We start from the raw sequence: 10,498 nt of genomic DNA on the forward strand, positions 1-10,498 counted from the left end.
GGCGTCGGCCAGGGCCACGGCGAGGCGCGTGCCGTGCACGACCGCCCGGCCCGCGAGCCCACCGGGAGCCGCCCCGTCGGCGGGCACCGGAGGGGTCGGGCCGCCGGCAGCACTGGTCACGGCACGAGCACAGCAGCCCGCGCCGGGCGGGACATCACCCCCGGGGGGTGATCCGGAGTCACCGCGCCCCGTCCCGTGCGGTCCGCCCGGGCGCCTGGCGTTCGAGATCCTTCCGCACCTTGGCCAGCTCGCGGCGGGCCGCGTTCCCGACGTCGGGGTACCGGGGACCGATGCCGAGCAGCGTGTGGGCCAGCACGGCGCCGGCGCACAGGCGCGCGAACCACTTCCGGTCCGCCGGTACGACGTACCAGGGCGCCCGCTCGGTACTGGTGGCGGAGAGCATCTCGGAGAAGGCGTGCTGGTAGTCGTCCCACCGCGCACGCTCACGGACGTCGGCCGCCGAGAACTTCCAGTTGCGTTCGGGCACGTCGATCCGCTTGAGGAAGCGGACGCGCTGCTCCTCCTTCGACAGGTTCAGGAAGAGCTTGACGATCCGGAACCCGTTGTCGGTCAGGTGGCGCTCCCAGTCGTTGATCTCCCGGTACCTGCGGTCCCAGACGTCCGGGCCGCGCGCCGCCTCGGGCAGCCGCTGCCGCACCAGGTGTTCGGGGTGCACCCGCACCACCAGGACCTCCTCGTAGTGCGACCGGTTGAAGATGCCGATCTCCCCGCGCCGGGGCAGTCGGCGGACGTAGCGCCACAGGTAGTCGTGGTCGAGCTCCTCCGCCGACGGCACCTTGAAGTTGGACACGCGCACGCCCTGCGGGTTGATCCCGCTCATCACATGGCGGATCGTGCCGTCCTTGCCGCCCGCGTCCAGCGACTGCAGGCACACCAGTACGCCGACGGAGTTCTCCGCGGCCAGCCGCCGCTGGAGGTCGGCGAGCAGTTCGATGCCGGCGCGCAGGAGCCGGCGGCCCTCCTTCTTGCCGCGGACCCCCGCCAGGTAGCCGGGGTCGTAGTCGTCGGCCAGGTTCACCTTCGCCCCGGGTTCGACCCGCAGCGGCCGGATGAAATCCGCCACGCGTCCGGCCCTCTCGTCGGCCATCACCAGCACGCCCCTTCGTCACCGGCCCCGCGTCGCCCGCCGCACCCGGCTGCCGGGCCCTGGCAGCGTCCGCCGCCCCGTGCGGCACCCGCCTCACCCCCGGCGGGTGGTCCCGCGGCGGCGGAGGCCCTTGAGGGGTACGGCACCCGCGGCGTGCCGCGGCAATCGCCTCTTCGGGGTGATGCGGGCCACATTTCCGCGCGGCACGGTCCAGTCATGGAACCGACGATGCGAGAGCGATGGCCCGCGCGCGTCGCACTGGGGGCCGCCGGCGCGGCCGTGCTGGTCCTGTTCACGGGTGCGGCCCTGCGGTCCCCCGCCCTGGCGGCCGTGGGACTCGTCGGCCCGGCGCTCACCGCCGCCGGGATCTGGTGGAGCCTCACCCGGCGCGGCGCCCGGCGCGTCCTCGCCCGGGCGCTGGCCGTGTCGGCCCCGCTGTGGGTCCTGTGGGAGTACGCCTCGGCCCGGCTGGGATGGGCCGCCGCCGTGTCGGCGCTGCTGTGGCTGGCCGCGGCCGGCGCGGGCCGGACCGCCCTCGTACGGCACGACGCGCCCGTCCCGCCGCCCGAGCATCCGGCACCCGAGATCCACCACCCCTTCGTGATCATGAACTTGCGCGCGGGTGGCGGCAAGGTGCGCAAGCTCTCGCTGCGCGAGCGGGCCGAGGCGCTGGGCGCCGAGGTGCTGCTCCTGGAGTGGCGCGGCCGGACCGACGTCGCCGAACTGGCCCGCAAGGCCGCCTCCGAGGGCGCCGACCTGCTGGGCGTCGCGGGCGGGGACGGCATGCAGGCACCGGTCGCCGACGTCGCCGCCGCCCTGCACCTGCCCTTCCTGGTGATCCCGGTGGGCACCCGCAACCTCTTCGCCCGCAGCCTGGGACTGGACTGCGACGATCCGGTCAGGGCGCTGGACGCCCTGTACGACGGCGTGGAACTCCACGTCGACATGGGCAGGGTGGGCGACCGCCCCTTCGTCAGCGGCGTGGCGTTCGGCGCGTACGCCTCAGCGGCGCACGGGCCCCGGCACCGCGAGACCCGGAGCACGCGTGCGCGGACTTCCTTCCGCCGCCCCGCCGGCACCGTCCGCACGCACCTGGAGGCGCTGCCGGACCTGCTCGCCGGCCACCTCGGCGTCCCGCTCACCGCGCGGGCCGGCACCGTCACCTGCCGCGGGCCACAGGCCCTGCTGGTGAGCAACAACCCCTACGGGTCGGGTGACGTCGCGGGGCTCGGGCTCCGGCCGCGCCTGGACGGCGGTGCGCTGGGCTGCGTCGGCGTCGAGGTGACCGGCGCCGCGCACGCGGCGGGCCTCCTGCGGGGCTGGCGCTCCGCCGGCCTGACGCGCACGACGGCGACGGACGTACGGGTCGACGCCGACGCGGAGTGGCTCCCGGCCGACGTCGACGGCGAGGCCGCGCGGCTGCGCACCCCCGTGACCTGTGAGGTCCGGCCGCTGGCCCTGCGGGTGCTCGTGCCCCGGCGCCGGCCGGGACCGCGCGCGGCCCGGCCCCCGCTCGACTGGCGGCTGCTCACCAAACTGGCCCGGACACCGGCCCGGCCCCCGGACGGGGTCACCGCCTTGAAGCCGACCCGGAGCGCCGCGCCGTAGATCTGGACGGCGAGGACCACTTCCTCGGTCATGTCCGGGCCTCCTCCCCGGTCGCCCGGGGCCGCCGAACACGTGGCCGGAGCGTGTCCGCCCGGCCACGGACGGCCGGGCGGACACGCTCCGGGGCGCTCACTTCGTCAGCGCCTCCACGAGCTCTTCCTCGCGGTCCTTGGTGAGCGAGGTGCGGATCACCGTCGGGTGGAAGGGACGCAGCGCGTCGCGTACGCGGTCGGGCGTGGAGCTGCGCACCAGGGCGAACACCGCGGCCCGGCCCGGCTCGAGGGTGGCCGCCACCTCCTTGACGAAGGCGTCGTTCATGCCGATGTCGCTGAGCTTGCCGGCGACGGCGCCCGTGGCCGCGCCGACCGCGGCCCCGAACACCGGCATCAGGAACAGCATGCCGAACAGCGTGCCCCACAGCGCTCCGCCGGCCGCGCCGGCCGCGGTGGTGTTGTACGTCTGGTGCACGTGCATCTTGCCGTCCGGGGTGCGCCAGGCGACCGCCGAGTCCTCCAGGTCCAGCAGCTCCTGCCGCGACAGCTCCTTCGCCAGCTTCATCACCGCTTCCGCCTTCTCCTTGTCGGCGAAGCCGAGCACGATGAGATCCGCCATCAGGTCCTCCTCCGGGTGTGGGCGGCCGACCGGCCCGCGCGGGGCGCGGGCGCGGCCGGTTCGCCCAGCCGTTCCGCCGCGGCGACGAGCTGCGCGGCGACGGGTTCGAGTGCCTCTTCGGTGAGGAAGCCCTCCGCGACGGGCGTGCCGCCCGCGTCGCGGATCGCCTTCCGCAGGTACTTCGCCCATACGTGTTCGAGCAGGACGAACCCCGCCGCGGTCCCCGGGTCCAGCGCCTCGGTCATCTCCCGGATCTCCCCGCCGGTGAGGCCGAAGGCGTTGCCCTCACTCAGTGACGGGTACTCCTTCTCCGCTGCGCGCAGGGACTCACGGGGCATGCCGAGCAACGCGGCGACGGTGTCGCCCATGCCCGTGGCCTGGTAGTCGAGGGCGAGGAGGTCCCCGTCCGGCTCCTTCTGCACGAACAGCAGGTCCAGGACGCGGACCTGCCCGATCGCCTCCAAGGTCTCCAGCTCCTCGACGATCCGCCCCGCGAACTTGGCGTCCGGGCCGAACTCGACCGCCAGCAGCTGCACCGGCCCGATCATGACCATGGTGACTCCCTTCGACGAGACGCGTTCCATCGAGCCGTAGAACACCAGGCGCCGCGTCACCCGCCGGGGGTGAGGAAACGGTGCGCCGCGTGAGGCCGCCCGCGGGACGCGCCCACGGCCCGCCGCCGTCCTCCCTCGTCGGCGCGGCGGTGAACCGCGTGATCGCGGGCACACGGCCCAAGTGATCTTCGTGTCGTATCCGCGTCCCTAACCGATCCCGTGAGGGGGAGTCAGCATCGTGGCCACGCCCGTACGCCGCAGCCGCCCGGTGAACCGCAAGCGCGCCTTCGACCTGCGCTCGACGGCGCTGTTCTTCGGTCTCCTCGCCGTCATGGTGGGCCTCGCCGGCTTCGCCGTGCGCGCGCTGGCCGATGTCGTGGAGCGGCGTCCCGTCTGGGCGGTCGTCCTGGCGACGACCGGGGTGGCGCTCCTCCTGGTCCTCGGGCGCGGGCGGCGCCGGTTCTCCGCGGCCAGAACCGTCCGCAGGGCGACCGAGGCCCTCGACGAGGCGGCGAGAGAGGCGGTGGCCGAGCTCGACGCCCGGCAGCCGTCCGGCCGGGACGCGGTCGGGGCGGCGCGGCCCACCGGGTACGGGCCGGCCGACGCCGCCGGCACCGGTGGGGCCGGCGCGGAGCGGACGGCCGTCCTCACGGACGTCGACACCGTCCCGTACGAGACCGCCGCGTACGACACCGTCCCGTACGAGACGGTCGTCGCCGTCGACTACGACGCCCTGGACGCCGACGAGTTCGAGCAGGCGGTGGCCGCGCTGTGCGAGCGGGACGGGTGCGCGGACGTCGAGGTCGTCGGCGGGGCGGGGGACCTCGGCGCGGACGTCCTGGCCCTCACCCCGGACGGGCGGAGCGTGGTCATCCAGTGCAAGCGGTACAGCGAGACCAACCGGGTCGGCAGCCAGGACCTCCAGCGGTTCGGCGGTACGTGCTTCACCGTGCACGAGGCCGATGTCGCCGTCGTGGTCACCACCAGCGACTTCACCGCCCCGGCGGCCGAGTACGCCGCACAGTGCGGCATCGTGTGCGTGGACCGCGAGGCCCTGTTGGCCTGGAGCGACGGCACGGGGCCGGCGCCCTGGCCCAGCGCCTGACCAGTGGGGGCGGGCCTGGGCCCCGGGTCAGGAGTGCCGCTTGTGACGGGGGGACCGGCGTCGGCCCTCCTGTTGGTGGACCAGCAGGAGGGCCAGCAGCAGCGGTACGGCGGTGCACAGCGTGAAGATCATGACGTCTCCCTCTCGCTTCGCTGGACGCTGCATGCCCGGTACCCCGCCGGAACAGTCCCAGTGCCCGCGATACCGCCCGGACGAGTGCGGACCATCAGGGAGGCGCGCGGCCCCGCGAGGTCCCGGGTGCGCGCCGCCCCGTCACCCGAATGGCCTCCGCGGCTGAGTGCACACGGCCCGGGTGAGGTCTTCTGGAGGGAGAGAGGCGTCCATCAAGGGAGCCGATCATGTACGAGATGTGTGCAGGCCACGAAGAGCACGGAGGAGCACTGGTGTGGCACGTGATGGCCAAGCGCTCCAGTGAACCCCTGTGCGGCCGGCGGTTCATCCGCGCGGCAGACGTCGCCAGCGCGGAGCGGGCGGGTCACTGCCCGGCGTGCATGGCGTCGTTCATGCGGCTGATGACGGCCCCGCCGGACGCGGGGTCGCCCGCGGTCACACCCCGTTAGGGAGTCCCTCCCCGGCGGTCCTCGTATCCCGATGTCCGGGCGTCGGCGGTCTCCCGCCGGCGCCCGGACCTCACGCCTGCCGCCGGGCGGTCACGCTTCGACCAGGGTCCGCAGGGGTGTGCGGCCGTAGGCGCCGCGGTAGAGGGCGGCGAAGCGCCCGGGGTGGAAGAAGCCCCAGCGCGCGGCGATCTCGGTGACCGTGGCGCCGCTGTACGGCGTGGCCGCCACCAGGTCCCGGTGGGCGTGGGAGAGGCGCACCCGGCGCAGGTGGGCCAGGGGAGTGGTGTCCAGGTGCCGGCGGAAGGCGTACTGCAGGGCCCGGATGGTGACGTGCGCGGCCCCGGCGATGTCGGCGACGCTGACGGGCCGGTCGGCGTGGTCGTCGATGTAGGCGATCGCGCGGCGCAGCGTGGCGGGGTGGGCGTCGGCCCGGTCGGGGCCGGTGGGCTCGGTGAGCGCCGTGCTGGGAAAGGCGGTCAGCACGCTCGCGGCCAGGTGCTGGGCCGCGGTGGCGGCGACCAGCGGCTGGTCCGCGATGACCGGGTCGGACAGGATGTGGTCGCGCACGTGGTTGACGGAGTGCCGCAGGTGCCGTGCCGCGGCCGGCGAGTGGGGCCGGTGCCCGGTCAGCCGCACCGGCTCGGACGAGTGCCGCCCGGCGGTCGTGGCGACCTGGTCGAACAGGGCGGGGTCCAGCATGGTGATGGTGTAGGAGGAGTCGCAGACGCGCCCCGCGTAGGGCTCGTCCGGCGGCGCCAGCGTCCACGTGTCCCCGGGGCCGAAGGTCTCCTCGACCCCGGGGAAGGTGTGGTCGCGGAAGGCGCCCGTGTGGATCATGCACACGGAGATCCGGCCGAGCGGCGCGACGGCGTAGCTCATCTCGAAGCCGATGTCGAACTGGTCGACGGTCATCTCCGTCAGGGCGTCGCGCCGGATCCGTGCCGGGCTGGTGTCGGACGTCCTGTTGCTGCCGAGGCGCATCCGGGCGTAGGTGCTGCTGAGGAACTCCTCGGTCATCTTCAGGTCGTCGCTGCCGAATTCGATCGTGTCCATGACGGCCTCACCGCCACTCGCGGGGGAGCTTCACCACGGGCAGCGTACGACCGTGCGGGCCCGGCCACCAGGGTCCGGGAACCGGTGCGGGGCCGGCGGGCCGACCGGCACCGGACCTGCGTGTCCGCTACTCCGGGCGGTCCTTCGCCGACCCCGGCTCAGCCATCTTGCGGTGCAGGACCGCCTTGGCGCCGTCGGGCAGGAGCCGGTCGGCCACCCCCTGCGCCTTGGTCGTGACCGAGCCCGTGACCAGCTTCTTCCGGCCCTTCATCACCGCGTCGAACGCCTGCGCGGCGACCTGGGCGGGATCGTCCTTGTTCCCCGAGCCGATCCTCGTGTCACCCATGCCGGCCCGCCGGAAGAAGTCGGTCTCCGTCGGGCCGGGCATGAAGGAGGTGACCGTGACGCCGGTGCCCTCGAGCTCCTCCCGCAGCGCCTGGGCGAAGGACTGCACGAAGGACTTGGAGGCGTTGTAGACCGCCTGGTAGGCCCCCGGCATCAGCGCGGCGACGGACGAGGTGAACATCAGCCGGCCCTCGCCCCGGGTCACCATGTCCCGCAGCAGTGGCTTGGCGAGCCGCACGGTCGAGGTCACGTTGAGGTCGATCACGGACTGGTCGTCGGCCGGGTCGCCGTCCAGGAAGGCGCCGCCCCGCCCCACTCCGGCATTGAGCGCGGCCACGTCCACCGCCAGCCCGGTCGTGGCCGCGACCAGCCGGTCCACGCCCGCGGGGTCCCGCAGGTCCGTGCGTACGGCGCGCACCGCGGCACCGGTCTCCCGCAGCCGCGACGCCGCGTGCTCCAGCCGCTCGTCCTCGGCGTTGACCAGCAGGTCGAAGCCGTGCTCCGCGAACCGTACGGCCAGTTCGTACCCGATTCCGCTGGAAGCCCCGGTGACCAGGGCGAGTGGCCTGTTGTCGTCCATGGGGACGGAGTAACCAGGCGGCACCCCGCCAACCCTCGCCCGCGCGAGCGGGCCGGACCCGCCGTCCCCGCCCGGCACCGGGTGAGGTGGCGCTCGCACGGTGTTTCGTTTCGTGGACAGCCACGGCGGTGCGGGTTGCGTATTCGGCGCTGCACGGCCGCCGCCGGATTGGGACGCTGGGGCCGGACCTTCCGGTGCGCGTGACGAGACCCACCGTGCGCGCCCCGTGGCGGGAACGGGGCACGCGCGGTGGACGCACGGGGAAGCAAGCGTCCGGGGTGCGGCCGGGTGGACGGGAGCCTCGACCGACCCGGAGGAGGGACGACCGCCGCCCTTGGTCGGCGATGACGGCGGTCGCCTCGCGCAGGCACGCGCGTCTTCCCGAGACGTGACGCGAAGGCCTCGCGCGGGGTCGTTCCCACCGGTCCGGTGGGGCCCAGCGGGAGTGAGCCGCATCGGGTGGGTCGTGGGGACGAGGGGCCGGAGTCCACGGTGGTGCGCGCTGACCGCGGACTCCGGTTCCGTTTCCAGTAGCGACGGGTGCCGGAACTCGGTCCCGGAGGGACGGGCCTCGTGCGGCTCGCGAGGGAGCGCCTTCTGCCCCTTGCGCCCCCGTCCGACGTCTGTCGGATGACCGCCGACGTTCGATGAGTGGTGTTCAACTTCCCCCTCTCGCGGAAGAATGAGGGACCGGCGCCGTGCTTCACGAATGAAAACGTAGCGGCGCCCTGGTCCGAGGTGGGGGTTGGTCGCACGGTGGAAGAAGAACGCACGCCGCCCGACGCGCGGACGGAGGCGGCTCCGGCGGTGATCGCGACACGTGTGGCCGTCCTCGCGCGCCACCTCGGGCGCGCCCCGGAGACGGTCCTCGACGAGCGCGCGCTGGCCCGGGCGTCCGGGGTGTCGCAGTCCGCGGTCGTCTCGCTGCTGGCCGGCCGGGCCGTGCCGCCCGGCGACCCGGACCAGCGGTTCGTCCGGCGGATGGCGGTGCTGCGCGACGTACGCCGCAAGGCCGACGGGCGGATGTACACGCACGAGGAGATCGCCGAGGGCTCGCACATGTCGCGCCAGCAGTGCTCGGCGCTCCTGGCGGGGGAGCGGCGCCCGAAGGCCCGGCACCAGTTCTACCTCGAACGGTTCTTCGAGGTCCCCGACGGTTTCCTCACCGCCACCGACACCGACGCCCTGCGCCGCTGTCTGCTGGTCATCGAGCTGGCCCTGTTACGCGAGTCGTTCGAGCGGACCGCGGCCCGGGGGCCGGCCCCGGGCCGGCCGGCGGCCGCGGCGAGACCCCCCTGCCCGGCCCTGCCCGCGCCCGCCGAACGCCGCCACCGGCGTGAGGCCCTCGGACTCCGGACGGCCGACGTCGCCGCGGATGTGGGCGTCGGGGCGGAGGAGGTCCGCGCCTGGGAGCAGGGCCGGCGGGAGCCCGACGGCGCGGTCCGCGTCCGCTACGCGGCCTACCTCAACGCCGCCTCGGGGCTCGCGGGCCTCTCGGGGGCGCAGTAGGACGCGGGGCCCACAGGCGTTCCCCGGGGGCGGGGTCGGGGTACGAACGGTGCGTATGCCGCATGAGCTGCGGAGGCGGAGGAGGGTACGTGGAGCTGGACATGGCGGCCGACGAGTTGAGGAGCGTGCTCAACCGGCTGAGACGGGCCCAGGGACAGATCGCCGGAATCATCAGGATGATCGAGGAGGGCCGGCCCTGCGAGGACGTCATCACCCAGCTCGCGGCGGCCTCCCGGGCACTGGACCGGGCCGGCTTCGCCATCATCGCGTCGGGCCTGCAGCACTGCATGGCCGGCGGCGCGCGGACGGAGGGGGACGTCGAGCGGGTGCGCGCCCGGCTGGAGAAGCTGTTCCTCTCCCTGGCGTGACCCGTTCCCTGGCGTGACCCGCCGGGCAGGGCGGGAGGCCGCCGTCGGTGGCGCGAACGGTCAGTCGGCGGCGGGCTCGCACAGACGCGCTGCCGCTCGGCGCCCGGGGCCCTCGTACGCCCGGCGCAGCGCCTGGGCCGGGTACGGGATCTCCCTGCTCTCGTCCCGGAGCCTGCCGAGGAAGTCCGTCATCACCGCGGCGAGCGGTGCGTGGCGCATGACCAGGTACCTGGCCGCGCGCGGACCGGGCGGTGGCTGTCCAGCAGCCGGGCCAGCCCGTGGCCACCGCACAGGGCCAGGGGCGTGGAGACGGCGCTGTGGGCGGTCAGGCGCTCGCTGCTCGACATCCCCGTACTGTACGGGCCGGCCCCGGCGGGAGGAGTGATCAGTACGTGGGGGCCGTCACCCGGCCGGCCGGAGCGGCCAGTTCGGTCAGTTCCCGGGCCACGGCGTCACCGAGCAGCGCGGCGCCCTCGGCGCGGAGGTGGCTCACCACGGTGAGGGTGTAGGCGTCGGCCGTCTGGACGAGGCAGAGGTTCGCCGTGCCGGGCGGGTTCAGCTGGGGCACCGGGACGACGCGCGTGAGCCGGCGGCCGTGCAGCGTGCACGGGTTGTCCCGCCACTTGAACGCCGTGCACACGGCAGGGGTGACGTCGGGCCGTACGAGACGCCGGGCCATGGCGTTCGACAGTCCCGGGACCAGCCGGGCCGCCGCCTCCACCGCGGGCAGCGCCGCCCGGTGCGCCTCACAGCGGTTCTGCAGCGCGGCGACCAGGTGCTGGCAGGTGCGGAGGCGGTCGACGGCCGACGGGGCGTCGACGGGCAGCGGGACCCGCAGCGCGGTGACGATGTTGCCCAGCTCGTACGCGTTCTGGCGGGGCCTGAGGTCGACCGGGAGCGTGGCGTACACGGGCGTCGGGCCGCCGGGCCAGTCCCGGAGCGGGCCGTGGCAGGCGTGCAGCGCCCCGGCGAACGAGGCCAGGAGCAGTTCGTTGAGCGTGGCCCCGCGGCCCCGGGCGGGCTGGCGCCGGGCCGCGCCCACGACCTCGGGGGAGAGGCGCACCACGGCCAGCGC

The 10,498-nt window shown here is 74.6% G+C and carries 11 protein-coding genes and 1 pseudogene; 4 read left to right on the forward strand and 8 right to left on the reverse strand.

Annotated elements, in window-relative coordinates; translation table 11 throughout:
* Window positions 1–178 precede the first annotated feature (178 nt).
* Window positions 179–1,108: a polyphosphate kinase 2 family protein gene (locus UW392_RS41625; protein ID WP_320780483.1), complete on the reverse strand. Its 930-nt coding sequence runs from the start codon at window positions 1,106–1,108 to the stop codon at window positions 179–181.
* Window positions 1,109–1,336: 228 nt separating this feature from the next.
* Between UW392_RS41625 and UW392_RS41630 the strand changes: the two genes are divergently transcribed.
* The gene (locus tag UW392_RS41630) at window positions 1,337–2,716 is read left to right on the forward strand and encodes a diacylglycerol/lipid kinase family protein (protein ID WP_320780484.1); all 1,380 of its coding nucleotides are present in this window, start codon (window positions 1,337–1,339) and stop codon (window positions 2,714–2,716) included.
* 129 nt (window positions 2,717–2,845) lie between these two features.
* On the opposite strand, the gene UW392_RS41635 is transcribed toward UW392_RS41630, so the two are convergent.
* On the reverse strand, window positions 2,846–3,328 hold the full coding sequence (locus UW392_RS41635) for a DUF1269 domain-containing protein (protein ID WP_320780485.1): 483 nt from the start codon (window positions 3,326–3,328) through the stop codon (window positions 2,846–2,848).
* A complete protein-coding gene (locus UW392_RS41640; protein WP_320780486.1) occupies window positions 3,328–3,942 on the reverse strand; it encodes a DUF1269 domain-containing protein in 615 nt (204 codons plus the stop codon). The genes UW392_RS41635 and UW392_RS41640 overlap by 1 nt, the downstream gene beginning before the upstream one ends.
* Window positions 3,943–4,120: 178 nt before the next feature.
* Here UW392_RS41640 and UW392_RS41645 point away from each other — a divergent pair, with 178 nt between their 5' ends.
* Entirely contained in the window at window positions 4,121–4,987 is an 867-nt protein-coding gene (locus tag UW392_RS41645) for a restriction endonuclease (protein ID WP_320780487.1), read from the forward strand.
* Between the two features lie 671 nt (window positions 4,988–5,658).
* Here UW392_RS41645 and UW392_RS41650 read toward each other — a convergent pair.
* Together UW392_RS41650 and UW392_RS41655 are read right to left on the reverse strand one after the other, a co-directional pair.
* A complete protein-coding gene (locus tag UW392_RS41650; RefSeq protein WP_320780488.1) occupies window positions 5,659–6,621 on the reverse strand; it encodes an AraC family transcriptional regulator in 963 nt (320 codons plus the stop codon).
* 127 nt (window positions 6,622–6,748) lie between these two features.
* Window positions 6,749–7,546, reverse strand: coding sequence for an SDR family NAD(P)-dependent oxidoreductase (locus tag UW392_RS41655; protein ID WP_320780489.1), 798 nt, complete (start codon window positions 7,544–7,546; stop codon window positions 6,749–6,751).
* Between the two features lie 807 nt (window positions 7,547–8,353).
* On the opposite strand from UW392_RS41655, the gene UW392_RS41660 reads away from it, so the two are divergent.
* Both UW392_RS41660 and UW392_RS41665 read left to right on the forward strand, forming a co-directional pair.
* On the forward strand, window positions 8,354–9,055 hold the full coding sequence (locus tag UW392_RS41660; protein WP_320780490.1) for a helix-turn-helix domain-containing protein: 702 nt from the start codon (window positions 8,354–8,356) through the stop codon (window positions 9,053–9,055).
* Window positions 9,056–9,144: 89 nt separating this feature from the next.
* Entirely contained in the window at window positions 9,145–9,423 is a 279-nt protein-coding gene (locus tag UW392_RS41665; protein WP_320780491.1) for a metal-sensitive transcriptional regulator, read from the forward strand.
* A gap of 60 nt (window positions 9,424–9,483) precedes the next feature.
* Here the strand turns inward: UW392_RS41665 and UW392_RS41670 are convergent, their stop codons facing one another.
* The 3 genes and pseudogenes from UW392_RS41670 to UW392_RS41680 all read right to left on the reverse strand — a co-directional run.
* Entirely contained in the window at window positions 9,484–9,642 is a 159-nt protein-coding gene (locus UW392_RS41670) for a hypothetical protein (protein WP_320780492.1), read from the reverse strand.
* Window positions 9,615–9,770, reverse strand: a complete 156-nt coding sequence (locus UW392_RS41675) for a hypothetical protein (RefSeq protein WP_320780493.1) — start codon at window positions 9,768–9,770, stop codon at window positions 9,615–9,617. Before UW392_RS41675 ends, UW392_RS41670 begins: the two co-directional genes overlap by 28 nt.
* A gap of 38 nt (window positions 9,771–9,808) precedes the next feature.
* Window positions 9,809–10,498: pseudogene (locus tag UW392_RS41680) on the reverse strand (hypothetical protein); the annotation flags it as partial.

The sequence above is a fragment of the Streptomyces sp. CRN 30 genome, assembly GCF_034105845.1.